We start from the raw sequence: 25,897 nt of genomic DNA on the forward strand, positions 1-25,897 counted from the left end.
CATGACCACCACCTCCGCCACCGCCCGCCGCGCCTCCGGGGCCGCCCCCGGGCGGCTGCCCGGCGCCTGGACCCTCGGGCTGCACCGGGGCGTCCTGGAGCTCAAGCAGTTCTTCCGCCGACGCGAACAGGTGGTCTTCACCTTCGCCTTCCCCATCGTCTTCCTGGCCCTGTTCGCCTCGATCTTCCGGGACGATGTGCGGGGCGCGGGCGTGACCGCCTCCCAGCTGTACGCCGCGGCGATGATCGCGTCGGGGGTGATGTCGACCAGCTTCCAGTCGCTGGGCGTCTCCATCGCGCTGGAACGGGACGAGAAGGTGCTGCGGCGGCTGCGCGGTACGCCGATGCCCCCGGCCGCGTACTTCCTCGGCAAGCTGTGGCTGGTCCTGGTCTCCGGGATCGCGGAGACGGTGCTGCTGCTGGTCGTCGGCACGGCGCTCTTCGACCTCGATCTGCCCACGGGCGCGGCCACCTGGTTCACCTTCGCCTGGGTCTTCGCCCTCGGACTGACCGGCTGTGCGCTGCTGGGCATCGCGGTCAGCAGCGTCCCGCGCTCGGGCAAGAGCGCCACCTCGGTGGTCGTTCTGCCGTTCCTGGTGCTCCAGTTCATCTCCGGCGTCTTCATCTCGATCGACACGCTGCCCGACTGGATGCTGGACGTGGGCGCCCTCTTCCCGCTGAAGTGGATGTGCCAGGGGTTCCGGGGGGTGTTCCTGCCGGACTCGGCGGCCGCGCTGGAGCAGGCGGGCTCCTGGGAGTACGGGCGGATCGCCCTGGTGCTGGGCGCGTGGTGCGTCGGAGGATTGGTGCTGTGTCTGCTGACCTTCCGCTGGAAGAGCCGCCGGGACGGCTGAGCGAACCGGCCGGCCCCCGCGATCCGGACGTGTACCACCGCACCTACCGCCGCTGGGACGTCTATTTCGCGATCGTCTTCGCGGCCACCTTCCTGTTCGTCCTGGGCGGATCGGACCCCGGGCCCGGACTGCGCGCGGTCGCGGCGGCCTTCTTCGCCGCGACCGCGCCGTGGTACGTGCTGGTCGGCCGGCCGGTGCTGCTCGCGGAGGCCGAGGACCAGCCCCGCGCGGTGGTCTATCTGGTGGGGCTCTTCCTGCTGTTCGTGGTGCCGTCGGCGCTGGTCGGCGAGGTCCGGATCGCCATCTTCGCGCTGACGCCGCAGTGCTTCATGCTGCTGCGGATGCGCAGGGCGCTGATCGCGGTCACCGTGATCAACATCGCCCCGGTGGTGGTGTGGGCGCTCGTGGAACGGCCGGACTCCGGGGATCTGTTCTTCAACTCCCTCTTCGCGGCCGTCTCCTGGGCCTTCTCGCTGCTCATCGGCAGCTGGATCATCATGGTCCTGCAGCAGAGCACCGAGCGCGCCCGGCTGATCGCCGAACTGGAGGCCAGCCGCGAGGAGGTGGCCCGGCTGTCGGTCGCGCACGGCGCCCTCGCGGAGCGGGAGCGGCTGACCCGGGAGATCCACGACACCCTCGCCCAGGGCTTCACCAGCCTGCTGATGCTGGTTCAGGCCGTGGAGTCGGAGCTGGACCACGATATGCCGCTGGCCCGCCGCCACTTGGGCCTCATGGCCCGTACGGCCCGGGAGAACCTCGCGGAGGCCCGGGCGCTGGTCGCCGGGGCGGGCCCGGCGGACCTGGACGGCAGTTCGCTCCCCGACGCGCTGCGGCGGCTGGCCGCGCGGCACGGGGAGCAGACCGGCGCCCCCGCCCGCGTCGAGGTCTCGGGGGCGGTCCGGCCGCTGCCCGCCGCCGTGGAGGTGGTGGCGCTGCGCGGCTGTCAGGAGGCGCTGGCCAACGCCCGCCGGCACGCGGGGCCGGGCGCGGTGGTGACCATCGCGCTCGGCTACGGCGAGGACGCGCTGCGGCTGCGGGTCCGGGACACCGGCCGCGGCTTCGACCCCAGCGCCCCGTCCGAGGGCTACGGCCTGGCCGGGCTGCGCGCACGGGCGGGCGAGGTGAGCGGCACGGCTGAGGTGGCCGCCGCCCCGGGCGAGGGCACGACGGTCGCGTTCGAACTGCCCGTCCGGCCGCCCGCCCCGTCCACCCATCCCTCCCGGCCGACGGTACGAACGAGGAGTGCACGGTGATCCGGATCCTGATCGCGGACGACCACCCGGTGGTGCGGGAGGGGCTGCGCGGCATGCTCGGCGCCGAACCCGATCTGACGGTCGTCGGCGAGGCGGACAGCGGCCCGCGGGCGGAGGCGCTGTCCGCCTCGCTGCGGCCCGATGTGGTGCTGATGGACCTGCGGATGCCGGACGGCGACGGAGTGGAGTCGATCGCCCGGATGACCGCCGCCGGACTGCCGTCCCGGGTGATCGTGCTGACCACGTACGAGACCGACGGGGACATCCTGCGCGCGGTGGAGGCGGGTGCGGCGGGCTATCTGCTCAAGGACATGCCCCGCGCCGAACTCGCCGAGGCCGTGCGCTCCGCCGCGCGCGGCGAGACCGTACTGGCCCCGTCCGTGGCCGCGCGGCTGATGGACCAGCTGCGCGACCGGCCCGAGCGACCCCGCCTCTCCGAGCGGGAGACGGCCGTGCTGCGGCTGGTCGCGGAGGGGTGCACCAACGCGGAGATCGGCCGCCGTCTCTTCATCGGCGAGTCGACGGTGAAGACCCATCTGCTGCGGGCCTTCGGCAAGCTGGGCGTGGACGACCGCACCGCGGCGGTCACCAGCGCGATGCGGCTGGGGCTGCTGTAGGGACGCACGAAAGGGGCCCGGGGACGTTCCCGGGCCCCTTTCGTGCGTCGGTTCGCGCCTCGGTCAGGCGAGGCTCGAGCGTCCCTCAGGCGAGGCGTGCGCGGACCGCTTCGACCACCTCGGTCAGCGGGACCGGGGACTGCTCGCCGGAGTCCATGTCCTTGAGCTGGACCACGTCCTCGGCGAGGTCGCGCTCGCCCGCCACGATCGTGTAGCGGGCGCCGCTGCGGTTGGCGGCCTTCATCGCGGCCTTCAGACCCTTGCCGCCGTAGGCGAAGTCCGTGGCGATGCCCGCCGTACGGAGCTCGCCGACCAGGCCGAAGAGGACCTTGCGGGCCTCCTCCCCCAGCGGCACCGCGAAGACGCTGACGGCGGCGGGCAGGTTCAGCTCAACTCCCTCGGCCTCCAGCGCGAGCACCGTACGGTCCACGCCGAGCGCCCAGCCCACCGAGGGCAGCGCCGGACCGCCGATCATCTCCGAGAGCCCGTCGTAGCGGCCGCCGCCGCCGACCGCGGACTGGGAGCCCAGGCCGTCGTGGACGAACTCGAAGGTGGTGCGGGTGTAGTAGTCCAGGCCGCGCACCAGCCTCGCGTCGTCCTCGAATTCCACGCCCCGGGCGGTGATCAGCTCGCGGACCTCCGCGTGGTACGCCTTGCACTCCTCGCACAGGAAGTCGCGCAGCAGCGGGGCGCCGGCGAGCTGGGCGCGCACCGCCTCGCGCTTGTCGTCCAGCACCCGCAGCGGGTTGATCTCCACGCGCCGCCGGGTGTCCTCGTCCAGGTCCAGGGCGCGCAGGAAGTCCTGGAGGGCGGTCCGGTAGACGGGGCGGCAGGTGGCGTCGCCGAGCGAGTTCAGCAGGATGCGGAAGTCGCGCAGCCCCAGCGAGCGGTAGGCGTCGTGGGCCAGGACGATCAGCTCGGCGTCCAGGGCCGGGTCCTCGGCGCCGATCGCCTCCGCGCCGACCTGCGAGAAGTGGCGGTAGCGGCCCTTCTGCGGCCGCTCGTAGCGGTAGTACGAGCCCGAGTACCAGAGCTTGACCGGCAACGATCCGGCCTTGTGGAGATTGGCCTCCAGGGCGGCCCGCAGCACCGAGGCGGTGCCCTCGGGGCGCAGCGCGAGCTCGTCGCCGCCCTTGGTGGTGAGGGTGTACATCTCCTTGGTCACGATGTCGGTGGACTCGCCGACGCCGCGCGCGAAGAGCTCCACGTTCTCGAAACCGGGGGTCTCGATGTAGCCGTAGCCGGAGCGCTTGAGCGGTGCGGCGATCGCCTCGCGCACCGCGAGGTACGTCGCGGAGGCCGGCGGGATCAGGTCGTACGTGCCCCGGGGGGCTTTGAAGGTGCTCAACGGAAGTCTCTCGTCACATTCCTCGTCGCGGAGCCGGGCGCCGGGCGCCGTCTCCCAGGCCGGCGGCCACCTCACGCAGAAACGGGTTGGTGGCGCGCTCGCGGCCGATGCTGGTCTGGGGGCCGTGGCCGGACAGCACCACGGTCGAGTCGTCGAGCGGCAGGACCACACGGGCCAGCGACTCGAGGATCTCGGCGTGATCGCCGCCGGGCAGATCGGTGCGTCCGATGGAGCCGGCGAAGAGCAGATCGCCCGAGAAGAAGACGGACGGGATGTCCGCCTGCTCGGGCATCTGGAAGGTCACCGACCCCTTGGTATGGCCCGGGGCGTGCGCGACGGTGAGCTCCAGACCGGCCAGCTTCAGCTCGGCGCCGTCGGCCAGCTCCTTGACGTCATCCGGCTCGCCCACGGTGAGTTCGCCCATCAGCGGCATCCCGATGGAGCGCCCGAGGGCCTTCTCGGGGTCGCTCATCATGAAGCGGTCGGACGGGTGGATCCAGGCCGGTACGTCATGTGCGCCGCAGACCGGGACGACCGAGGCGACATGGTCGATGTGGCCGTGGGTGAGGACGACGGCGACGGGCTTGAGCCGGTGCTTGGCGACCGCCTCCGCGACGCCTTGGGCCGCCTGGTGGCCCGGGTCGATGATCACGCACTCCTCACCGGCGGCGGGGGCGACCAGATAGCAGTTGGTCCCCCAGGCCCCGGCGGGGAACCCGGCAATGAGCACGATCGTCCTTAGAAGTCGTCCGGTGGAAGCTTGTCGGCAGCTTCAGAGCCTACCGGCGGCGCCCCGGCCACAGCGAACCCGTATACGGTACGGCCGAGCCCTCGTACACAACAGCAGCACACCGACGGCACACGCCATGAGGAGACGACCCGGTGGTCAGTAACGAGCAGCGGCGGCGGCAACTCGCCCGGGAGAAGTACCTTCGGCAGCAGCAGCGGCGCGAAACCGCCCGGCGCAAGTCGCGCCAGCGCAATGTGGTGATCGCCGCCGTGCTGGCCGTGGTCCTGGCCGGTGGCGGTGCCGTCGCGGCCACAGGCGCACTGTCCGGGAACGACAAGGACAAGAAGGACGACGCCGCCTCCTCCGCCACCCCCTCGACGGCCCCCACCAGCAAGGCGCCGGACCCCTGCGCCAAGGAGGCGAAGGCGGTCGCGGGCAAGAAGCCCAAGAAGCTGTCGTGGAAGAAGGAGCCGGCGGTCACGATCGACAAGTCGGCCTCCTACACGATGAAGCTGGAGACGACCTGCGGGGACATCTCCGTGACCATGGACGCGGGCAAGGCGCCGCACACGGTCAACTCCTTCGGCTTCCTGGCGGGCAAGGGCTACTTCGACCACACCAAGTGCCACCGGCTGGTGAACCAGGGGATCTACGTGCTCCAGTGCGGTGACCCGCAGGGCACCGGCGCGGGCGGCCCCGGCTACACCCTCCCGGACGAGAACCTCAAGGACGCCTCGATCAAGGGCGGCAAGTACCCGGCGGGGACCGTCGCCATGGCCAACCAGTACAACCCGCAGACCAAGAAGGGCCGGAACACCGGCGGCAGCCAGTTCTTCCTGGTCTACAAGAAGAGCGACCTCCCGCCGGACTACACGCCCTTCGGCACCGTGGACAAGGCCGGGATGAAGGTCCTGCAGAAGATCGCGGGCGCCGGGGCGGCTCCCCCGGACCAGACGATGAACACCGCCCCGAACGCCAGCGTGGTGATCAACAAGGCGACGGTCACCAAGTCCTGAGGTCGCCGGGCCCGCGTACTGCGAAATTTCGGTCGCGCAGGATACGGACAGCCGGGGCACCGGTCGCCTATGTTGGCGTTGTGTAGGGTGCCTGCCCCGGTGGCCGCCACCCTGATGTGAGACCGGCCAGGGCGTATCCCGGCCGGAAGAAACTGTGGACGATGCCCGCGGGCCGCGCGCCCGCCCCGGCATCATGTGGAGGAGGCGCTGTGAGCAGCGAGCCTTGGGGCCGCGTCGACGAGGCGGGGACCGTGTACGTGCGTACGGCCGACGGGGAGCAGGTCGTCGGATCGTGGCAGGCGGGATCGCCGGATGAGGCCCTCGCCTACTTCGAGCGCAAGTACGACGGTCTGGTCGTCGAGATCGGCCTCCTCGAGCGCAGGGTCAAGACCACCGATCTGTCGGCCAAGGACGCGACGGCGGCCATCGAGCACATCCGCCGGCAGGTCGACGAGCATCACGTGGTCGGCGATCTGGACGCGCTGAGGAAGCGGCTCGACAAGCTCGCCGGGGAGGTCGAGGTCCGCCGCGAGCAGCGCAAGGCGGCCAAGGCGGTCCAGGCCGACGAGGCCCGCAGGGCCAAGGAGGACCTGGTCGCCGAGGCCGAGCAACTGGCCGCCAGCGAGCAGTGGCGGGCGGCCGGGGAGCGGCTGCGCGCCCTGGTGGACACCTGGAAGGGCCTGCCCCGGCTGGACCGCAAGACCGACGACGAGCTGTGGCACCGCTTCTCGCACGCCCGCTCGGCGTTCTCCAAGCGGCGCAAGGCGCACTTCGCGGCCCTGGACGCACAGCGCGAGGAGGCCCGGCAGACCAAGGAGAAGCTGGTCGCCGAGGCCGAGGCGCTCTCCGGCTCCACCGACTGGGGCCCGACCGCGGCCCGGTACCGGGAGCTGATGTCGGACTGGAAGGCCGCGGGCCGTGCCCAGCGCGAGGCCGAGGAGGACCTGTGGAACCGCTTCCGCGGTGCGCAGGACGTCTTCTTCCAGGCCCGGAGCGAGACCTTCGCGGAGCGTGACGCCGAGCAGCGGGAGAATCTCACCCGTAAGGAGGAGCTCGTCGTCGAGGCCGAGAAGCTGCTGCCGATCTCGGACCTGAAGGCGTCCCGCGCGGCCTTCCGGTCGATCAACGAGCGCTGGGAGGCCATCGGCCATGTGCCGAGGGACGCCCGCGCCCGTATCGAGGGCCGGATCCACGCGGTGGAGCGCGCCATCCAGGAGGCCGAGGACACGGAGTGGCGGCGGACCAACCCCGAGGCGCGGGCGCGCGCCGAGGGGCTCACCGGCCAGCTCCAGGACGCCGTGGACAAGCTGCGGTCCCAGATCGACGCGGCCCGCGCGGCGGGGAACAACGCGAAGGCGGACAAGCTCTCCAAGGAGCTCGAGGGCCGGCAGGCGCTGCTGGACCAGGCGCTGAAGGGCCTCCAGGAGTTCGGCGGCTGAGCGCGCGCCGATCGGCGCAACGGCGGCGGCCCCCGGTGCGAAGGCGCCGGGGGCCGCCGCCGTCGTGTGCTCAGCGGACGCGGATCTCCTCAGCGGGTGCTCAGCGGGCGCGGGCCGAGGTGACCCGGTAGACGTCGTAGACGCCCTCCACGCCGCGCACGGCCTTCAGGACGTGGCCCAGGTGCTTGGGGTCGCCCATCTCGAAGGTGAAGCGCGAGGTGGCCACCCGGTCGCGGGAGGTCTGCACCGCCGCGGAGAGGATGTTGACGTGCTGGTCGGACAGCACGCGGGTGACGTCCGACAGCAGCCTGGACCGGTCCAGCGCCTCGACCTGGATGGCCACCAGGAAGACCGACGACTGGGTGGGCGCCCATTCGACGTCGAGGATGCGCTCGGGCTGCTGCGAGAGCGAGTCCACGTTGACGCAGTCGGCGCGGTGCACCGAGACGCCGCTGCCGCGGGTGACGAAGCCGATGATGGGGTCGCCGGGGACCGGCGTACAGCAGCGGGCCAGCTTGACCCACACGTCCTCGACACCCTTGACCACCACACCCGGATCGGCGCTGGAGCGGCGCTTGGTGCGGCGGATGGGCGGGGCGGTCTCGGCGATGTCCTCGTTGGCGGCCTCCTCGCCGCCAAGCGCCTGGACGAGCTTCTGCACCACGTTCTGCGCGGAGACATGGCCCTCGCCGATCGCCGCGTAGAGCGCGGAGATGTCGGGGTAGCGCATCTCATGGGCGAGGGTGACCAGGGAGTCGCCGGTCAGGATCCGCTGGATGGGCAGGTTCTGCTTGCGCATCGCCCGGACGATCGCGTCCTTGCCCTGTTCGATGGCCTCGTCCCGGCGCTCCTTGGAGAACCAGGCGCGGATCTTGTTACGGGCGCGCGGCGACTTGACGAAGCCCAGCCAGTCGCGGGACGGCGCGGCGCCCGCCGCCTTGGAGGTGAAGACCTCCACCAGGTCGCCGTTGTCCAGGGTGGACTCCAGCGGCACCAGCCGCCCGTTGACCCGGGCGCCGATCGTACGGTGGCCGACCTCGGTGTGCACGGCGTAGGCGAAGTCGACCGGGGTGGCCCCGGCCGGAAGCGCTATGACATCGCCCTTGGGCGTGAAGACGAAGACCTCGTTACGGGACAGGTCGAAGCGCAGGGACTCCAGGAACTCGCCCGGGTCCTCGGTCTCCTTCTGCCAGTCCAGGAGCTGCCGCAGCCACGCCATGTCGTTGATGGCGTCGTCCTTGCCCGCCTTACGGGGCACATCGGTGCGCACCTTGGAGGCGCCGACCACCGCCTCCTGCTTGTACTTCCAGTGCGCGGCGATGCCGTACTCGGCGCGGCGGTGCATGTCGAAGGTGCGGATCTGCAGCTCGACCGGCTTTCCGCTGGGCCCGATGACCGTCGTGTGCAGCGACTGGTACATGTTGAACTTGGGCATCGCGATGTAGTCCTTGAACCGCCCGGGCACCGGGTTCCACCGCGCGTGGATGGTCCCGAGCGCCGCGTAGCAGTCGCGGACGGTGTCGACGAGGACGCGGATGCCCACCAGGTCGTAGATCTCGGCGAAGTCGCGGCCGCGCACGATCATCTTCTGGTAGACGGAGTAGTAGTGCTTCGGCCGGCCGGTGACGGTGGCCTTGATCCGCGCCGCCCGCAGATCGCCCTGGACCTGGTCGGTGACGACGGCCAGGTACTCGTCCCGCTTGGGGGCCCGCTCGGCGACCAGCCGCACGATCTCGTCGTACATCTTGGGGTAGAGGATCGCGAAGGCGAGGTCCTCCAGCTCCCATTTGATGGTGTTCATGCCCAGGCGGTGGGCGAGCGGGGCGTAGATCTCGAGCGTCTCGCGGGCCTTCTTCTCCTGCTTCTCCCGCTTGAGGTAGCGCATGGTGCGCATGTTGTGCAGCCGGTCGGCCAGCTTGATCACCAGCACCCGGGGGTCCCGGGCCATGGCGACGACCATCTTGCGCACGGTCTCGGCCTGGGCCGCCTCGCCGAACTTGACCTTGTCCAGCTTGGTGACGCCGTCGACGAGCAGGGCGACCTGGTCGCCGAAGTCACGGCGCAGGGTGTCCAGCCCGTACTCGGTGTCCTCGACGGTGTCATGCAGCAGCCCGGCCATCAAAGTGGCCGGATCCATACCCAGCTCGGCCAGGATCGTGGTCACCGCGAGGGGGTGGGTGATGTACGGATCGCCGCTCTTGCGCTTCTGGCCGCGGTGCCAGCGCTCGGCCACCTGGTACGCGCGCTCGATCTGGCGCAGCGTCGATGCCTCCGCCTTGGGGTCGTTGCCGCGCACGATGCGCAGCAGCGGCTCCAGTACCGGGTTGTACGGGCTGGAGCGCTGGACGCCGAGGCGCGCCAGGCGGGCCCGCACGCGGTTGGACGAGCCCGAGCGGGGCGCGGGGCTCTGTACGGGGCGCGCGGGGGGCGTGGTGGCGGGCAGGCTGTTGCCGCGGCCCGCGGCGGGCTTCGGGCTGGTCTGCTCGGGGCCGCGCCGGACCGTGCCGTCGCCATTGTTCCTGGGCACGCCTGGGGCCGCCGTCGGCTCGGCGGCGGTGGGCGCGTCCGGCTGTGCGGAGGGGGTTCCGCCCGGACGGACTTTGGGCGAGAGCGGCTGGGCCTCGTCTGGCAAGAGCACTCCTAGCGGTCCGGACCCGAAAGGGTCGGGCTGCCATGGTATCGATCCCGCCACTCCGCTTGCCTCTCGACCGCGAAGCCGGGCACGACGGGGCAGGGGCGGCATGGCGGAGGGCGGGGACCCGGCGGTGCGCGTCCCCGCCCTCCGGCGGTCCTCCCGGCCCGTTCTACGGGCCGTAAGCCCGGCTCAGACCGTGATCAGGGCCTCCAGCGGGGCGCTGTCGAGCGAGCCCAGCAGCCGGTCGCGGCCGGCGAGGAAGCCGAGCTCCAGCAGCACGGCGACCCCGGCGATCCGGGCGCCGGCCCGCCGGATGAGCCGCAGGGACGCCTCGGCGGTGCCGCCGGTGGCCAGCACGTCGTCGATCACCAGCACCCGGTCGCCGGGCTCCAGCGCGTCGGCGTGTATCTCGATCTCGGCCGTGCCGTACTCCAGCTCGTAACGCTGGGCGAGCGTCGCCCCGGGGAGCTTGCCGGCCTTGCGGACCGGTACGAAGCCGATTCCGGCGCGGACGGCGGCCGGGGCGGCGAGGATGAAGCCGCGCGCCTCCAGGCCCACCACCTTGTCCGCCCGGTGCCGGAGGCACAGCTCGGCGAGCGCCTCGGTGAGCGCGCCGAAGGCCGCGGCGTCGGCGAGCAGCGGGGTGATGTCCTTGAACATCACGCCCGGCTTGGGGTAGTCCGGCACGTCCTGGATGCGGCTGAGCAGCAGCGTGCGCAGTTCCTCGGCGGAGGCTCCGCCGAATCCGTCCGGGCCGCCCGCCGTGGTCTTCGTGGTCTCCGTCATCTCTCCGGCTCCCCCGCTCATCGCCGCTTGCCCGACGGCCGGCCGCGCCCCCGGTTGCGGGAGGCGGGCTGGCGGCGCTGGCCGACGACTCCGGCGGGGGCCGCGGCGGCGTCCTCCAGGGCCGGGGCGTCGTCCTCCTCGGAGGACGGGTCGGCCGTCTCGGCCTTGGCGGCCGCGGCACGCTTGGCCTTCACCCGCTTGGCCAGGGACTTCATCCTCGGGTCGCGCTCCTTCAGATCGGCGACCAGCGGGGTCGCGATGAAGATCGAGGAGTACGCACCGGCGGCGAGGCCGACGAAGAGCGCCAGGGAGATGTCGTTGAGCATGCCCGCGCCGAGCAGACCGCCGCCGATGAACAGCAGCGCGCCGACCGGCAGCAGCGCCACGACCGTGGTGTTGATGGACCGCACCAGGGTCGAGTTGAGGCTGCGGTTAGCGATCTCGCTGTAGGTGAAGCGGGTCTGCTTGGTGATGTCCTTCGACGCTTCCTTGAGACCGTCGAAGACCACGACGGTGTCGTAGAGCGAATAACCGAGGATCGTCAGCAGACCGATCACGGTGCCGGGGGTGACCTCGAAGCCGACCAGTGCGTAGACACCGACGGTGATGGTGAGGTCGTGGATCAGGGCGATCAGGGCGGCCAGCGCCATCCGCCACTCGAAGGCGATGGCGAGATAGATCACCACCAGCACCATGAAGATCGCCAGACCCTGCCATGCCTTGCTGGCGATCTGCTCGCCCCAGCTCGGGCCGACCAGCTGGGTGTCGATCTTGCTGGTCTTGACGCCCAGCTCCTTGGCGAGCTGCTCCTGGACCGGCAGCGCCTCCTTGGTGCCCAGCTCGCTGATCTGGATCCGCATCCCGCCGCGGCCGAGCTCCTGGACGACGACGGTGTGGCCGCCGGAGGCGTCCTCGGCCGCCTGGCGCACATCGGTGCTCGAGACCTTGGTGTTGGGGGTCGTGAAGACCGCGCCGCCGGAGAACTCGATGCCCATGTTCAGGCCGCGCACCGCCAGGCCCACGATGGCCGTGATGGTGATCAGTATCGAGACGCCGTACCAGATCTTCCGCTTGCCGACGAAGTCGTAGCCGACCTCGCCTCGGTAGAGCCTGGCGCCGAGAGTGCCGAGTCGCGACATCTCACGCCTCCTTCGTGTCAGCGGGACCGGGGGCGGCGGGACGGCGACGGCGCAGCGGCGGTGTGGCCCCGAGGCGCTTGGGGTCAAGGCCGGACCACGGGTGGCCGTTCCCGAAGAACGGACGGCGGGCGAGGATCGTCATCAGCGGCTTGGTGAAGAGGAACACCACGGCGATGTCGAGCAGCGTGGTCAGGCCCAGAGTGAAGGCGAAGCCCTGCACCTTGCCGACGGTGACGATGTAGAGCACCGCGGCGGCCAGGAAGGACACGAAGTCGGACACCAGGATGGTGCGCCGGGCCCGCGGCCAGCCGCGCTCGACCGCGGGGCGCAGCGAGCGGCCCTCCCGGATCTCGTCGCGGATCCGTTCGAAGTAGACGATGAACGAGTCGGCGGTGATACCGATGGCCACGATCGCGCCGCAGACCGCCGGCAAGTTCAGCGCGAAGCCGATGCCCGGGCCGAGCAGCACCATGATCGTGTACGTCAGGATCGCGGAGACGCCGAGGCTGGCCATGGCCACGAGGGCGAGACCGCGGTAGTAGACGACCAGGTAGATCACGACGAGCGCGAGGCCGAGGGCACCGGCGATCAGACCGGCGTCCAGTTGCTCACCGCCGAGCGCGGCGGAGACGGTGGTCTCGTCGGCGATGTCGAAGGACAGCGGGAGCGCGCCGAAGGACAGCACGTTGGCCAGGTCCTCGGAGCTCTGCTGGGTGAAGCCGCCGGAGATGGTGGCACGGCCGCCGGTGATGGCGCCCTGGGTGACCTCGGGGTCGGAGACGACCTCGCCGTCCAGGACGATCGCGAAGCGGTTCTGCGGGGACTGCTGCTTGGTCAGCTCGCCGGTGGTCTTGGCGAACTTCTTGGAGCCCTTGTTGTTGAAGTCGAGCTGGACGATCCAGCCCGCCCCGTTCTGGCTCTCGAAGACCGACGAGGCGTCGTCCACGTCGGTGCCCTCGACCTCGGAGGGGCCGAGGACGAACTTGGCGTCGCCCTTCTGGCTGCAGGCCAGCACCGAGTCGGTCGGCTTGGCGTTGGCCGCCTTCTCGGCCGCCGCGGCGCGTCCGGCCTTGGTGGTGCAGTCCAGCTTCGCGAACTGCTTGGCCAGCTCTTCCTGGCCGCTGGAGCCCGAGGGGCTCTTGGACGGGTCGGGCTTCGGGGTCTTCGACGGCGAGGGGCTCCCGCCGGGCTTCTCGTCGGCCTTCAGGCCCTTGGAGAGGGCCCGCCCCTGGGTGCTGGGGCTGGCGGAGGAGGACGAGGAGGCCGATGACGAGGCCGACGGCGTACCGGACGGCTTGCCGCCCTTGTCGTCGCCCTTGTCCTGGCCCTTGCCGCTGGCGCTGGCCGACGGGCTGGGGGTGGAGTTGGGCTTCTCGGGGGTCTTCTGGCCGCTGGTGGTCGTGACCACCGGCCGGAAGTAGAGCTGGGCGGTGGTGCCGACCTGCTGCCGGGCCTGCTTCGCGTTCGTCCCCTTGGGGATGTTCACGATGATGTGCTTCTCACCCTGCGTCTGGACCTCGGCCTCGGAGACACCCAGACCGTTGACCCGCCGCTCGATGATCCCCACGGCGGTGTTCATGTTGTCCGTGTTGATCGCGTTGGGCTTGCCCGGTTGGTTCTTGGCCTCCAGCGTGAAGCTGGTGCCGCCCGCGAGATCGATACCCAGTCGCGGCGTGGTGTGACCGGAGACGAACATGCCTCCGGTCAGCGCCGCGATGGCGATCAGGATGACGGCCAAGGGGCGCCCTGGCCTGCCCTGTGACCCGGAGGACCTGCGGCCCTTCTTCGGTGCTGCCACCTTCTCGTATCTCCCTGTCCAACCGCCCCGCATCGGGTGTGCGCGGGGCGGCACGAAGTCTTGTGGGGACGGGCCCCCGCCGGAGCCTAGACCGTCCAGGGAACCGCGGCGCACCGATCGAGGGCGCGCCGCGGTTCCCGGATGACGGACTTACTTCGCGTCGGTGCCGCCGTCCCGCTTGTCGTCCTCGGAGGTGCTCGCCGCGGCGGCGGCTTCGTCCTTGCCGAGGTCGATCTTCTTGACGTCCGTCTTCCCGGCCTCGTCCTCCGCCTCGTCGGCCGCGTCGGCCTTCTCGACCGCGTCGTCGGCCTTGTCCGCCGTGTCGGCCTTGTCGGCGGACGAGTCGGCGTCGGCGTCCGCGGCCTCGGTCAGCGAGGAGGCGTCGTCGGGAACGACAGGGGTGTCGGTGGCGTCCTCGTCGGGGTCGATGCCGTGCACGATGCGGTTGTACTCGGAGTCCGGCAGGACGGCTCCCACCGCGTTCTTCGCGTAGATCGCGTGCACGCCGGGGGCCACCTCGAGGAGGACCGTGTCGTCGTGGACCTCCTTGACCGTCGCGTACATGCCGCCGATGGTCCGCACGCCGGAACCCGGCTGCATCTCATTGCGCATCGACTGGGCCTGGCGCTGCTTGTTCTTGGCCGAACGCGTCATCAGGAACATGGCCCCGATAAGCACGATGAACGGCAGGAGAGTCACGATATTCACGGGACGGAAATTCCTTCACACGACCGCGGGGAGCGGCCTGGTCTACGGGGGTGGGTATACCGCACAGTGAGCGGACGGCATACGGACGGCATCGGCGGAGTCTAAGCGAGCCCACGCCAATGGAACAACGCCCGGCGCGGCACCGGGGTTCCTGACCCCGCCATTATTGGTCCTCTACGCCATGATGCCGGGTAAGCGAGCGCTTATGCCTTGCCGCGGCCCGTCCGGCCCGTCATGGCACGTCACGCGCCCTCATGCCGCGTCCCCGGCCCATCATGCCTCGAAGAGGCCCGCCTGACCGCCGGCGGCGGTCTGGGGCGGCGGGGTGAGCCCCATATGCGCCCAGGCCGCCGGGGTGCCGATCCGCCCCCGGGGGGTACGGGCCAGCAGCCCCTCCCGGACCAGGAAGGGCTCGGCGACCTCCTCCACCGTCTCACGCTCCTCCCCCACCGCGACCGCCAGGGTCGACAGGCCCACCGGCCCGCCACCGAACAGCTTGAGCAGGGCGCTGAGCACCGCCCGGTCCAGCCGGTCCAGGCCGCGCTCGTCCACGTCGTAGACGGCCAGGGCGCTGGCGGCGATCTCGCGGGTGATCACCCCGTCCGCCTTGACCTGGGCGTAGTCGCGCACCCGGCGCAGCAGACGGTTGGCGATCCGGGGGGTGCCGCGGGAGCGGCCCGCGATCTCGGACGCGCCCTCGGGCTCGATGGTCACGTCGAGCAGCCCGGCGGAACGGTGGACGACCAGCTCCAGCTCGGCCGGGGCGTAGAACTCCATATGGCCGGTGAAGCCGAAGCGGTCGCGCAGCGGGGGCGGCAGCAGCCCGGCCCGGGTGGTGGCGCCGACCAGCGTGAACGGCGGCAGCTCCAGCGGGATGGCGGTGGCCCCGGGCCCCTTGCCGACGATGACGTCGACGCGGAAGTCCTCCATCGCCATGTAGAGCATCTCCTCGGCGGGCCGGGACATCCGGTGGATCTCGTCGAGGAAGAGCACCTCGCCCTCGGCGAGGGAGGAGAGGATCGCGGCCAGGTCGCCGGCGTGCTGGATGGCCGGGCCGGAGGTGATCCGGATCGGGGCGCCCATCTCGGCGGCGATGATCATGGAGAGGGTGGTCTTGCCCAGTCCGGGCGCGCCGGAGAGCAGCACGTGGTCGGCGGTGCCGCCGCGCTGCCTGGCCGCCTTGAGCACCAGGTCCAGTTGCTCGCGGACCCGCTCCTGCCCGACGAACTCGCCGAGGTCCTTGGGGCGCAGCGCGGCCTCCACCGCCTGGTCGTCGCCGTCGGCGTCGGCGCCCACCAGCCTGCCGCCCGCGCCGGACGGGGCGTCGTCGGCGGTGGCCGGTGGGGTCTCGTCCCAGTTCACTGCGTTTCGCCTCGCGATGTCGTCTTCGGTGGTGCCGCCGGTCGCGGCCTGCCGCGGCCGCGGTGGCTCACCGTGTGCGGTTCAGGGTCTGCAGGGCGGCCCGCAGCAGCTGAGCCACCTGGGGTGTGCCGCCCGCGGCGACCGTCTCCTCGGCCTGCGGGGTGACGGCGGCCACCGCCTCGTCGGCCTCCCGGGTGGCGTAGCCGAGGCCGACCAGTGCGGTGTGCAACTGGTCGCTCCAGCCGGGGGCGGCCGCCGAGCGGGCGCCGGGCACGGCGGAGCCGAGCGGCTCGCCGAGCCGGTCCTTGAGCTCCAGCAGCAGCCGCTGCGCCCCCTTCTTGCCGATGCCGGGGACGGCGGTGAGCGCCTTCTCGTCCCCGGTGGACACCGCGAGCCGCAGCGCGTCCGGGGAGTGCACGGCCAGCATGGCCTGGGCCAGCCGGGGGCCGACCCCGCTGGCGGTCTGGAGCAGCTCGAAGACCTGGCGCTCGTCGTCGTCGGCGAAGCCGTAGAGGGTCAGCGAGTCCTCGCGGACGACGAGGGAGGTGGCCAGCCGGGCCTGCTGGCCGACGCGCAGCCCGGCCAGGGTGGCCGGGGTGCACTGGACCGCCATACCGATCCCGCCGACCTCGATCACGGCGGTGTCCGGGGCGACGGCCGCCACCGGACCGGAGACGAACGCGATCATGAGGTACGGCCTTTCGTGGTGCGCGCGCTGCTCGTGGGGCTGGCGGTGTTCGTGGTGTGGGCGGTGTTGGTGGGGCGGGAGCTGCTCGAGGTGCGGGCGGGGCTTGTGGTGCGGTGGGCTGCGACGGCCTGCTGGAGGCGGTTGGTGGCGGGGGCTCGCCAGATATGGCAGATGGCGAGCGCCAGGGCGTCGGCGGCGTCGGCCGGTTTGGGCGGTGCGTCCAGCCGCAGCAGCCGGGTGACCATCGAGCCGACCTGCGCCTTGTCCGCGCGCCCGGATCCGGTCACGGCCGCCTTGACCTCGCTGGGGGTGTGCAGCGCGACCGGCAGCCCGCGGCGGGCCGCGCACAGCATGGCGACGGCGCTGGCCTGGGCGGTGCCCATGACGGTGCGCACGTTGTGCTGGCTGAACACCCGCTCCACGGCGACGAATTCCGGCCGGTGGGCGTCCAGCCACTCGTCGATGCCGCGCTCGATGAGGACGAGCCGGTCGGCGGTCGCGGCGTCCGCCCCGGTCCGTATGACGCCGACGCCGAGCATCCGCAGCGGGCGGCCCGCGACCCCCTCGACCACGCCGACGCCGCATCGGGTCAGCCCCGGGTCCACGCCCAGCACACGCACCGCGCCCCTCCCCTCACCGCGCTTCGGTCACCTGTTCCTGCGCAGGCTAGCGGCTGCCGCCGACAACACCCGCGGACAACGCCGACGGGCCGGTGGGGTGCTGCCCCGCCGGCCCGTTCGGCGTTGTCCAAGGGCGTTGACCGCCGCGCCGATCCGCCGTCAGGCGTCCACCTTGGCCATGACCTCGTCGGAGACGTCGAAGTTGGCGAAGACGTTCTGCACGTCGTCGCTGTCCTCGAGAGCGTCGATCAGCTTGAAGATCTTGCGCGCGGCGTCTTCCTCGAGCTGGACCTGCATCGTGGGCACGAAGTTGGCATCGGCCGAGTCGTAGTCGATGCCCGCCTCCTGGAGGGCGGTGCGGACCGCGACCAGGTCGGTGGCCTCGCTGATGACCTCGAAGGACTCACCGAGGTCGTTGACCTCCTCGGCGCCCGCGTCCAGGACCGCGCCCAGCACGTCGTCCTCGGTGAGCTCGCCCTTGGGGACGATGACGACGCCCTTACGGTTGAACAGGTACGACACGGAGCCCGGGTCGGCCATCGAGCCGCCGTTGCGCGTCATGGCGACGCGGACGTCGGAGGCCGCGCGGTTGCGGTTGTCGGTCAGACACTCGATGAGCACCGCCACGCCGTTGGGGCCGTAGCCCTCGTACATGATCGTCTCGTACTCGGCGCCACCGGCCTCCAGACCGGCACCACGCTTGACCGCGCTGTCGATGTTCTTGTTCGGAACCGACTGCTTCTTCGCCTTCTGGATGGCGTCGAAGAGCGTCGGGTTGCCCTCCGGGTCCGCACCGCCCATCCGGGCCGCGACCTCGATGTTCTTGATCAGCTTCGCGAAGAGCTTGCCGCGCTTGGCATCGATCACGGCCTTCTTGTGCTTCGTCGTAGCCCATTTAGAGTGGCCGGACATCCGCCTGTCTCCTTCGCGTAACCCATTGCTGTACGAACGCCTGAGATCCTACCGGGATCGGCTCAGCCGCGGCGCGGACCGCCCTCCCGTCTCTCCCCCCACCACCACGGCCCAGCGCTACGCGCGCCGCACCATGTCCACGAAGAGCCGGTGCACCCGGTGGTCCCCGGTCAGCTCCGGGTGGAACGAGGTCGCCAGGACATTGCCCTGCCGGACGGCGACGGTGTGCCCGTCGAACGTCGCGAGCACCTCGGCACCGCCGCCCACGGACTCGACCCACGGCGCTCGGATGAAGACCCCCTCGACCGGGCCGTCCTCGATGCCCTGGACGTCGACCTCGGCCTCGAAGGACTCGTTCTGACGGCCGAAGGCGTTACGGCGCACGATCATGTCGATGCCGCCGATGGTCTCCTGGTCGTCCCGGCCGTCGAGGATCTTGTCCGCGAGCATGATCATGCCCGCGCACGTACCGTACACCGGCATCCCGGCCCGGACCCGCTCGCGCAGTGGCTCCAGCAGCCCGAAGATGATCGCCAGCTTGGACATGGTGGTCGACTCGCCCCCGGGGATCACCAGGGCCGCGACCTCGGCGAGCTCCTCGGGCCTGCGGACCTGCCGGGGCGTGGCCCCGGCCGCGGTGAGCGCGGCGAGATGCTCGCGGACATCGCCCTGGAGGGCGAGCACACCGATCACGGGGGCGTCGGGGGACGTGGTCGACGGAGACGGTGCGGACGACGTGGATGGCGTGGTCACGGAAGCGAAGACCTCTCGAACGTCAGGGGCACCACGCGCCGGGGCGGTGGGCCGGAGCGCGTGGTGCCATGTGGTGCCGTACGGGCGCCGGTTACCAGCCGCGGCTGGCGTAGCGCTCGGCCTCGGGGAGGGTGTCGCAGTTGATGCCGACCATGGCCTCGCCGAGGTTCCGGGACGCGTCCGCGATGACCTTGGGGTCGTCGTAGAAGGTGGTGGCCTTCACGATCGCGGCGGCGCGCTTGGCCGGGTCGCCCGACTTGAAGATGCCGGAGCCCACGAACACGCCCTCGGCGCCGAGCTGGCGCATCAGCGCGGCGTCGGCCGGGGTGGCGACGCCACCGGCGGAGAACAGCACGACCGGCAGCTTGCCGGTCTGCGCGATCTCCGCGACCAGCTCGTACGGGGCGCGGATCTCCTTGGCGGCCGCGTAGAGCTCATGGTTGTCCAGGCCGCGCAGCCGGGCGATCTCGCCCTTGATCTGACGCAGGTGGCGCACGGCCTCGACGACGTTGCCGGTACCGGCCTCGCCCTTGGAACGGATCATGGCCGCACCCTCGGCGATCCGGCGCAGCGCCTCGCCCAGGTTGGTGGCTCCGCAGACGAACGGGGTGGTGAAGGACCACTTGTCGCTGTGGTTGACCTCGTCGGCGGGGGTGAGCACCTCGGACTCGTCGATGTAGTCGACGCCGAGCGACTGCAGCACCTGCGCCTCGACGAAGTGGCCGATCCGCGACTTGGCCATCACCGGGATGGAGACGGCGTCGATGATGCCCTCGATCATGTCCGGGTCGGACATCCGGGCCACGCCGCCGTCCTTACGGATGTCGGCCGGCACCCGCTCGAGGGCCATGACCGCGACGGCACCGGCGTCCTCGGCGACCTTGGCCTGCTCGGGGGTGACGACGTCCATGATCACGCCACCCTTGAGCTGCTCGGCCATACCGCGCTTGACGCGGGCGGTGCCGGTCGCGGGGGCGTCGGAGTTGGACGTGCTGGCGGGCGTGATGGACACGGTTTGACCTCACTCGATAATGAAAAGTGCGATGAGCCCATCGTAGGGCCGTTCGATACCGGTACATGACCCGGCCATCCGGTCCAGGTCACGAGCGTGCGTGCTACACGAATGACAAAACCGCGCGGGAGCGGGGAGCGGCAAGGGCCAATCGAAGGCCGGTGGCTCGAAGCGACCGGTGAATCCTCGGTACGCGAAGGGCGGTCACCCCCTCACCGCAGGGCCCCTCAGCAATCGGCTTCCTCGGTGCCCGGCACCCGCCCGAGCGCCGCCGGTGGCTCGTCGTCCATCTCGAAGGCGAGCGGGAACGGAGCGTGGCCCGCCAGCCGGAACCAGCGCACCGTCCGATGACGGCGCAGCGCCCGCGCCGCACGCACCGCGTCGTTGTGGAACCGCCGGGCCATCGGCACCCGCCTTACCGCCGCCGTGAGCTCCCCCAGCGCGTCCTCGCCACCCGGCGCCTCCCGTACCGCCTCGGCCTGGGCGCTGTGTTCGAAGACGGCCCGCAGCGCCTGGCTCAGTTCGCTCTCGGCGACCTCGCGGTGCTCCTCCTCGGACTGCCGGGCGGCGTGCGCGGCCTGGTACAGCACGATCGAGGCGGCGGGATCGAGCACTCCGGCGGTGGCCAGCTCCTGGGCGACGGAGGCACGCCGCAGCAGCTGCGCGTCCAGTGCGGCCCGCGCGGCGTCCAGACGGCTGTGCAGCCGGTCGAGGCGTCCCGCCGTCCAGCTCAGGTAGACGGCGATGACGACCAGGGCGACCGCGATCCAGATCAAGGTGCTCACGGCCCGCCACGCTACCGCCTGCCGCCCCCGGCGTCCGGGGTGGAGCCTTCAGCCGGGACCGCCGCGCACGGCGGTGTGCGGCGGCCGCACCCGGGTAGGCCACGACGGCGCCGCGGACGATCGACGGCAGGTCAGGGCCCTTCCAGCGGAGCGCTCAGTCCCTCGCGAGCCCCAGCCGCGCCCACAGCCGCGTACGGTCGTCCGCGGCCACGGACGCCGCCCCGTCCGTCACCGTCTCGTAGACCGCGAGGATGTCCGCCCCCACCGTCGACCAGTCGAAGCGCCGTACGTGCCGGCTGCCCCGCTCCCGCAGCTCGGCCAGCCGCTTCTCGTTGCCCAGCAGCCGCACCGCGGCAGCGGCCAGGGCGTCGGCGTCCTCGTTGGCGAACAGCTCACCCGCCGCTCCCCCGTCCAGCACCTGGGCGAACGCGTCCAGGTCGCTGGCGAGCACCGCGGCCCCCGCCGACATGGCCTCGACGAGGATGATGCCGAAGCTCTCGCCGCCCGTATTGGGCGCGATGTAGACATCGACGCTGCGCAGCAGCCGCGCCTTGTCCTCGTCGCTGACCATCCCCAGGAACTCCACACGCTCCCGCAGCGGCGCCGGCAGATCGGCCACGGCCTCCTTCTCGTCGCCGCGCCCGGCGATCAGCAGCCGCGCCCCAGGCCGGGCCTCGAAGATCTTCGGCAGGGCGCGCATCAGCACCGGCAGCCCCTTACGGGGCTCATCGATCCGGCCGATGAAGCCGATCGTCTCCCCCTGCCACTCCTCCTTCGGCTCGGCGTCCGCGAAGAAGCCCACATCGACGCCGTTGGGGATGACCACCGCGTCCCCGCCGAGGTGCTCCACCAGCGTCCGGCGCGCGTACTCGCTCACCGCGATCCGCGCGCTGATCTTCTCCAGCGCCGGCTGCAGGATCGGATACGCGGCGATCATGGCCCGGGAGCGTGGATTGGAGGTGTGGAACGTCGCGACGATCGGCCCCTGGGCCGCCCAGCAGGCCAGCAGCCCCAGCGAGGGCGAGGTGGGCTCGTGGATGTGGATGACATCGAAGGCGCCGTCGTGCAGCCAGCGGCGCACCCGCGCGGCCGACAGGAAGCCGAAGTTCAGCCGGGCCACCGAGCCGTTGTACGGCACCGGCACCGCGCGCCCGGCGGAGACCACGTACGGCGGCAGCGGCGTCTCGTCGTCCGCCGGGGCCAGCACGGAGACCTGGTGGCCGCGCCGGAGCAGATGGTCGGCCAGATCGCGGATGTGGAACTGGACGCCGCCTGGGACATCCCAGGAGTACGGGCAGACGATCCCGATCCTCAAGGCTTCTCCGTTTCAGGGCGTCCAGGGCCGCCAGGATTTCCGGGGCTTCCGGGACTTCCGTGACCCTCGGGACTTCCACCGCTTCCGGGACCTTCGGGACCGCGATCCAGGTCCGCGAGCCACAGCCGCTGCAGCATGTGCCAGTCCTCCGGGTGCTCGGAGATCCCCGAGGCGAAGGCGTCGGCCATCTCCTGGGTCATGACGGCGATCCGCTCCGCGCGGTTCCCGTCCCCGGGCACCTCGACCGGCGGATGCACCCGCCCCCGCATCACCGGCGACTCGTCGTACCAGAGGGTCACCGGCAGCAGCAGGGCGCCGGTCTGCAGGGCGAGCGCGGCGGGCCCGGCCGGCATCTTCGCCCGCTCGCCGAAGAACGACACCTCCACGCCCGAGGCCGACAGATCGCGGTCGGCCACCAGGCACACCAGACCGCCCGAACGCAGCCGCCGCGCCAGCGTCCCGAAGGCGCTCCCGCCCTGGTGCGGCAGTACCTCCATGCCCAGCCCCTCGCGGTAGGCCACGAACCGGTCGTACAGCGACTCCGGCTTCAGCCGCTCCGCGACCGTGGTGAAGGGCACCCCCAGATGAGTGGTCACCCAGGCTCCGGCGAGGTCGTAGTTGCCCATGTGCGGCAGCGCCAGGATCACGCCCCGGCCCTCGGCGAGACCGTCCACCAGATAGTGCACGTCCTTGACGTCGAAGCCGCCCCGTATCCGCTCCGGGCTCCACGCCGGAAGCCGGAAGGACTCCATCCAGTAGCGCAGGTACGAGCGCATGCCCGCCCGCGACAGCTCGGCCAGCCGCCGGGGCGAGGCGTCCGGCACCACGCGCGCCAGATTGGCCTCCAGGCGCAGCACGCCCTTGCCGCGCCGCTTCCACGTCTGGTCGGCGATGCGCTGCCCCAGCGCCACGGCGACCGGCTCCGGGAGCTTCTTGACCGTGCTCCAGCCGAGTCCGTACAGCGCGTCGGTCAGCCTCCCCTTCACCGCGCCTCGCCCTCCTGGGGCACCGCCCGCTCCCCGGCGTCCGCCTCCGCGGCCTCCCGGCGCACCGTCACCACCCGCTGGACGAGGGTCACCGCGCTGCCGACGGCCACGATCCACAGCGCGATCGGGAGCAGGATCTCGATATGCGGCACGCCGAACGTGTGCAGCCCCGAGAAGCCGCACGCCACCAGCGAGATCACCAGCCGCTCGGCACGCTCCACCAGCCCGTTGACGTTCACCGGCAGGCCGATGCTCTCGCCGCGCGCCTTGGTGTACGAGACCACCTGACCGCTGGCGAGGCAGAAGATCGTCACCGCACACAGCACATTGTCGTCCCCGCGGCCCGCGTACCACAACGTCAGACCGCCGAAGATCGCGCCGTCGGCCACCCGGTCCAGCGTGGAGTCGAGGAACGCGCCCCAGCGGCTGGAGCGCCCAAGCTGCCGCGCCATATTGCCGTCGACCAGGTCGGAGAAGACGAACAGCGTGATGACGACGGTGCCCCAGAAGAACTCCCCCCGGGGATAGAAGACCAGTGCGCCCGCGCACACGCCGGCGGTGCCGGTGAGGGTCACCGCGTCGGGGCTGACCCCGAGACGGATCAGCAGGGCGGCGAACGGTGTGAGAACACGCGTGAAGAATGCACGCGCGTACTTGTTCAGCATGGCCTTCCCGGGGGGTCGAAACGGGCCGGGTGGTCAAGAGGCCACCGGCGCGCCCATCGTAGCCACGCCCCGGAGGGGCGCCGTGCACCTGTCGGACAGCACCGCGACCCCGTGCACGGTACGGCCGCCTGTGTGACGTATGGACGCACCGTTACAGGGGTGGAAAGCTCGAAGTATCGCAAGGTGTCGACCGGGAGGCGAGACACATGGGCGACAAGACGAGCACGCACCCAGGGGCCGCCGGAAGGGCAGTGGCGGCCGACCGGCCCAGCTCCCTGCGGAATGTGGTTCTGGTCGGCCACAGTGGGACCGGGAAGACGACGCTGGTGGAGGCCCTCGCACTGGCGACGGGCGCGGTCAACCGGGCAGGCAGGGTCGAGGAAGGCGGCTGTCTCTCGGACTACGACGATATCGAGCACCGGCAGCAGCGTTCGATCCAGCTGTCGCTGGTCCCTGTCGAATGGGGCGGGATGAAGATCAATCTCCTGGACACCCCGGGCTATGCCGATTTCGTCGGGGAACTCAGGGCCGGTCTGCGAGCGGCGGACGCGGCCCTTTTCGTTGTCTCGGCCGCCCAGGACGCCCTGGGCATCACCGGGGCCACCCGGATGATCTGGGACGAGTGCGCCGCGGTCGGAATGCCGCGCGCCATCGTGATCACCCACCTCGAAGCGGCCCGCGCCAGCTTCGAGGAGATGACCGAGCTGTGCCGGGACAGCTTCGGCGGCGACGACCCCGACGCCGTACTGCCGCTGTACCTGCCGCTGCGCGGCGAACCGGGGCCGGACGGGCACGCCCCCGTGACCGGGCTCATCGGGCTGCTCACCCAGCGGGTCTTCGACTACTCCTCGGGGGTGCGCACCGAATCGCCGCCCCGGGAGGAGCAGCTCCCGCTGGTCGAGGAGGCCCGCGGCCGGCTCATCGAGGGGATCATCGCCGAGAGCGAGGACGAGACCCTCATGGACCGCTATCTCGGCGGTGAGGAGATCGACGTCAAGACGCTGATAGAGGACCTGGAGAAGGCCGTCGCACGCGGCAGCTTCCACCCCGTCCTGGCGGCGGCGCCCGCCGCGGCGGGATCCAAGCAGGGCCTGGGCACCATCGAACTGCTGGACCTGGTGACCGGCGGCTTCCCGTCCCCGCTGGAGCGCGAGACGCCCGCCGTCACCACCCCGCAGGGCGCCGCACGCCCGCCGCTGAGCTGCGATCCGGACGGTCCGCTGGCCGCCGAGGTGGTCAAGACCTCCTCCGACCCGTATGTCGGCCGGATCTCCCTGGTGCGGGTCTTCTCCGGCACCCTCCGCCCCGACGAGACCGTCCATGTGTCCGGACACGGTCTGGAGGACCGCGGCCATGAGGACCACGACGTGGACGAGCGGGTCGGCGCCCTGTCCGCGCCCTTCGGCAAGCAGCAGCGCACCCTCCCCCAGGCCATCGCGGGCGATCTGGCGTGCGTGGCCAAGCTGACCCGCGCCGAGACCGGGGACACCCTCTCGTCCAAGGACCAGCCGCTCCTGATGGAGCCCTGGCAGATGCCCGATCCACTGCTGCCGGTGGCCATCCAGGCGCACAGCAAACCGGACGAGGACAAGCTGTCGCTGGGCCTGTCCCGGCTGGTCGCCGAGGACCCGACGATGCGCCTGGAGCAGAACCCGGACACCCATCAGGTGGTGCTGTGGTGCCTGGGCGAGGCGCATATGGACGTCGCGCTGGAGCGGCTGCGCAGCCGGTACGGCGTCCAGGTGGACGCGGTGCCGTACCGGGTCTCGCTGCGCGAGACCTTCGCGAGCAAGTCCGCCGGGCGCGGCCGCCACGTCAAGCAGTCCGGAGGGCACGGCCAGTACGCGATCTGCGAGATCGAGGTGGAGCCGCTCCCGGAGGGCTCGGGCATCGAGTTCGTGGACAAGGTCGTGGGCGGCGCGGTGCCCCGGCAGTTCATCCCGTCCGTCGAGAAGGGCGTGCGCAGCCAGGCCGCGCGCGGCGTCGCCGCCGGGTACCCCCTGGTCGATGTGCGGGTCACGCTGCTGGACGGCAAGGCACACTCGGTGGACTCCTCCGACGCCGCCTTCCAGACGGCGGGCGCGCTCGCGCTGCGCGAGGCGGCCGCCGACGCCCGGATCGACCTGCTGGAGCCGGTGGTGGAGGTGGGCGTGCTGGTCTCGGACGACTATGTCGGCGCCGTCATGAGCGATCTGTCCGGCCGGCGCGGCCGGGTGGTCGGCACCGAACAGTCCGGCGGCGGACAGACCTTGATCAAGGCGGATGTGCCGGAGATCGAGATCGGTCGGTACGCGGTCGATCTGCGATCTCTTTCGCATGGCACGGGACGGTTCAGCCGCTCCTACGCCCGGCACGAGCCGATGCCCCACCAGTTGGCCGAGCGGATGCGCGAAGAAGTGGCCGCCGGAGCGTAGTTCACGGCCCGTCCGTGGCGTAGTGCACGGCCATGTCACACGGCCCGTCCGTGGCGTATGTCA

Annotated in this window: 23 protein-coding genes; 6 read left to right on the forward strand and 17 right to left on the reverse strand. The window is 71.4% G+C overall.

The annotated features are described in order from the left end of the window. Position 1: 1 nt before the first annotated feature. The 3 genes from ACZ6TD_RS10645 to ACZ6TD_RS10655 are packed head-to-tail and all read left to right on the forward strand — an operon-like array spanning position 2 to position 2,723. The gene (locus ACZ6TD_RS10645; protein WP_471357618.1) at positions 2-853 is read left to right on the forward strand and encodes an ABC transporter permease; all 852 of its coding nucleotides are present in this window, start codon (positions 2-4) and stop codon (positions 851-853) included. Then, positions 811-2,106: a sensor histidine kinase gene (locus ACZ6TD_RS10650; RefSeq protein ID WP_471352913.1), complete on the forward strand. Its 1,296-nt coding sequence runs from the start codon at positions 811-813 to the stop codon at positions 2,104-2,106. Before ACZ6TD_RS10645 ends, ACZ6TD_RS10650 begins: the two co-directional genes overlap by 43 nt. Then, positions 2,103-2,723, forward strand: a complete 621-nt coding sequence (locus tag ACZ6TD_RS10655) for a response regulator (RefSeq protein ID WP_470007569.1) — start codon at positions 2,103-2,105, stop codon at positions 2,721-2,723. Before ACZ6TD_RS10650 ends, ACZ6TD_RS10655 begins: the two co-directional genes overlap by 4 nt. Before the next feature lie 85 nt (positions 2,724-2,808). Here ACZ6TD_RS10655 and hisS read toward each other — a convergent pair whose 3' ends face one another. Then, positions 2,809-4,071: a histidine--tRNA ligase gene (hisS, locus tag ACZ6TD_RS10660; RefSeq protein WP_471352916.1), complete on the reverse strand. Its 1,263-nt coding sequence runs from the start codon at positions 4,069-4,071 to the stop codon at positions 2,809-2,811. 13 nt (positions 4,072-4,084) lie between these two features. Further along, the gene (locus ACZ6TD_RS10665; protein WP_471352918.1) at positions 4,085-4,801 is read right to left on the reverse strand and encodes an MBL fold metallo-hydrolase; all 717 of its coding nucleotides are present in this window, start codon (positions 4,799-4,801) and stop codon (positions 4,085-4,087) included. A 152-nt stretch (positions 4,802-4,953) separates the two neighbouring features. On the opposite strand from ACZ6TD_RS10665, the gene ACZ6TD_RS10670 reads away from it, so the two are divergent. Together ACZ6TD_RS10670 and ACZ6TD_RS10675 are read left to right on the forward strand one after the other, a co-directional pair. Continuing rightward, on the forward strand, positions 4,954-5,817 hold the full coding sequence (locus ACZ6TD_RS10670; RefSeq protein ID WP_471352920.1) for a peptidylprolyl isomerase: 864 nt from the start codon (positions 4,954-4,956) through the stop codon (positions 5,815-5,817). Positions 5,818-6,026: 209 nt separating this feature from the next. Next, positions 6,027-7,256, forward strand: coding sequence for a DUF349 domain-containing protein (locus tag ACZ6TD_RS10675; RefSeq protein ID WP_471352922.1), 1,230 nt, complete (start codon positions 6,027-6,029; stop codon positions 7,254-7,256). 100 nt (positions 7,257-7,356) lie between these two features. Here ACZ6TD_RS10675 and ACZ6TD_RS10680 read toward each other — a convergent pair whose 3' ends face one another. The 15 genes from ACZ6TD_RS10680 to pgsA all read right to left on the reverse strand — a co-directional run bounded on the left by ACZ6TD_RS10680 (position 7,357) and on the right by pgsA (position 23,420). Further along, positions 7,357-9,888, reverse strand: coding sequence for a RelA/SpoT family protein (locus tag ACZ6TD_RS10680; protein ID WP_471352924.1), 2,532 nt, complete (start codon positions 9,886-9,888; stop codon positions 7,357-7,359). 192 nt (positions 9,889-10,080) lie between these two features. Further along, a complete protein-coding gene (locus tag ACZ6TD_RS10685; protein WP_471352926.1) occupies positions 10,081-10,677 on the reverse strand; it encodes an adenine phosphoribosyltransferase in 597 nt (198 codons plus the stop codon). A 17-nt stretch (positions 10,678-10,694) separates the two neighbouring features. After that, positions 10,695-11,816 (reverse strand): protein translocase subunit SecF, encoded by a 1,122-nt coding sequence (gene secF, locus ACZ6TD_RS10690; protein WP_471352928.1) that lies wholly within the window; start codon positions 11,814-11,816, stop codon positions 10,695-10,697. 1 nt (position 11,817) lies between these two features. Next, a complete protein-coding gene (secD, locus tag ACZ6TD_RS10695) occupies positions 11,818-13,614 on the reverse strand; it encodes a protein translocase subunit SecD (protein WP_471352930.1) in 1,797 nt (598 codons plus the stop codon). Positions 13,615-13,764: 150 nt separating this feature from the next. Beyond that, on the reverse strand, positions 13,765-14,322 hold the full coding sequence (yajC, locus tag ACZ6TD_RS10700) for a preprotein translocase subunit YajC (protein WP_471352932.1): 558 nt from the start codon (positions 14,320-14,322) through the stop codon (positions 13,765-13,767). A 273-nt stretch (positions 14,323-14,595) separates the two neighbouring features. After that, positions 14,596-15,684 (reverse strand): Holliday junction branch migration DNA helicase RuvB, encoded by a 1,089-nt coding sequence (gene ruvB / locus ACZ6TD_RS10705; RefSeq protein ID WP_471352934.1) that lies wholly within the window; start codon positions 15,682-15,684, stop codon positions 14,596-14,598. A gap of 67 nt (positions 15,685-15,751) precedes the next feature. Then, positions 15,752-16,372 (reverse strand): Holliday junction branch migration protein RuvA, encoded by a 621-nt coding sequence (ruvA, locus tag ACZ6TD_RS10710; RefSeq protein WP_471352936.1) that lies wholly within the window; start codon positions 16,370-16,372, stop codon positions 15,752-15,754. Beyond that, positions 16,369-16,992 (reverse strand): crossover junction endodeoxyribonuclease RuvC, encoded by a 624-nt coding sequence (gene ruvC, locus ACZ6TD_RS10715; protein ID WP_471352938.1) that lies wholly within the window; start codon positions 16,990-16,992, stop codon positions 16,369-16,371. Before ruvC ends, ruvA begins: the two co-directional genes overlap by 4 nt. A gap of 159 nt (positions 16,993-17,151) precedes the next feature. After that, a complete protein-coding gene (locus tag ACZ6TD_RS10720; RefSeq protein ID WP_470007552.1) occupies positions 17,152-17,904 on the reverse strand; it encodes a YebC/PmpR family DNA-binding transcriptional regulator in 753 nt (250 codons plus the stop codon). 117 nt (positions 17,905-18,021) lie between these two features. After that, positions 18,022-18,657, reverse strand: coding sequence for a pyridoxal 5'-phosphate synthase glutaminase subunit PdxT (gene pdxT / locus ACZ6TD_RS10725; RefSeq protein WP_471352940.1), 636 nt, complete (start codon positions 18,655-18,657; stop codon positions 18,022-18,024). A 91-nt stretch (positions 18,658-18,748) separates the two neighbouring features. Then, a complete protein-coding gene (gene pdxS / locus ACZ6TD_RS10730; protein WP_471357621.1) occupies positions 18,749-19,597 on the reverse strand; it encodes a pyridoxal 5'-phosphate synthase lyase subunit PdxS in 849 nt (282 codons plus the stop codon). A gap of 299 nt (positions 19,598-19,896) precedes the next feature. Then, complete coding sequence (locus tag ACZ6TD_RS10735; RefSeq protein ID WP_471352942.1) at positions 19,897-20,454, reverse strand: hypothetical protein; 558 nt, start codon at positions 20,452-20,454, stop codon at positions 19,897-19,899. Between the two features lie 154 nt (positions 20,455-20,608). Next, positions 20,609-21,769 (reverse strand): glycosyltransferase family 4 protein, encoded by a 1,161-nt coding sequence (locus ACZ6TD_RS10740; RefSeq protein WP_471352944.1) that lies wholly within the window; start codon positions 21,767-21,769, stop codon positions 20,609-20,611. Then, positions 21,766-22,755 carry a phosphatidylinositol mannoside acyltransferase gene (locus ACZ6TD_RS10745; protein ID WP_471352946.1) on the reverse strand — a complete coding sequence of 330 codons (990 nt, stop codon included), beginning with the start codon at positions 22,753-22,755 and terminating at the stop codon, positions 21,766-21,768. The genes ACZ6TD_RS10740 and ACZ6TD_RS10745 overlap by 4 nt, the downstream gene beginning before the upstream one ends. After that, a complete protein-coding gene (pgsA, locus tag ACZ6TD_RS10750) occupies positions 22,752-23,420 on the reverse strand; it encodes a phosphatidylinositol phosphate synthase (protein WP_471352948.1) in 669 nt (222 codons plus the stop codon). Before pgsA ends, ACZ6TD_RS10745 begins: the two co-directional genes overlap by 4 nt. Positions 23,421-23,626: 206 nt before the next feature. Here pgsA and ACZ6TD_RS10755 point away from each other — a divergent pair, with 206 nt between their 5' ends. After that, the gene (locus ACZ6TD_RS10755; RefSeq protein ID WP_471352950.1) at positions 23,627-25,834 is read left to right on the forward strand and encodes an elongation factor G-like protein EF-G2; all 2,208 of its coding nucleotides are present in this window, start codon (positions 23,627-23,629) and stop codon (positions 25,832-25,834) included. Positions 25,835-25,897: the final 63 nt, after the last annotated feature.

Source organism: Streptomyces yongxingensis (assembly GCF_055597465.1).

What these genes read in the sequence shown, in the direction of transcription:
- ACZ6TD_RS10645 (WP_471357618.1), top strand. Translation starts at nt 2, where the DNA reads ATGACCACCACCTCCGCCACCGCCCGCCGCGCCTCCGGGGCCGCCCCC.
- ACZ6TD_RS10685 (WP_471352926.1), bottom strand. Translation starts at nt 10,677, where the DNA reads ATGACGGAGACCACGAAGACCACGGCGGGCGGCCCGGACGGATTCGGC.
- secF (WP_471352928.1), bottom strand. Translation starts at nt 11,816, where the DNA reads ATGTCGCGACTCGGCACTCTCGGCGCCAGGCTCTACCGAGGCGAGGTC.
- ruvA (WP_471352936.1), bottom strand. Translation starts at nt 16,372, where the DNA reads ATGATCGCGTTCGTCTCCGGTCCGGTGGCGGCCGTCGCCCCGGACACC.
- ACZ6TD_RS10720 (WP_470007552.1), bottom strand. Translation starts at nt 17,904, where the DNA reads ATGTCCGGCCACTCTAAATGGGCTACGACGAAGCACAAGAAGGCCGTG.
- pdxS (WP_471357621.1), bottom strand. Translation starts at nt 19,597, where the DNA reads ATGGCCGAGCAGCTCAAGGGTGGCGTGATCATGGACGTCGTCACCCCC.
- pgsA (WP_471352948.1), bottom strand. Translation starts at nt 23,420, where the DNA reads ATGCTGAACAAGTACGCGCGTGCATTCTTCACGCGTGTTCTCACACCG.
- ACZ6TD_RS10755 (WP_471352950.1), top strand. Translation starts at nt 23,627, where the DNA reads ATGGGCGACAAGACGAGCACGCACCCAGGGGCCGCCGGAAGGGCAGTG.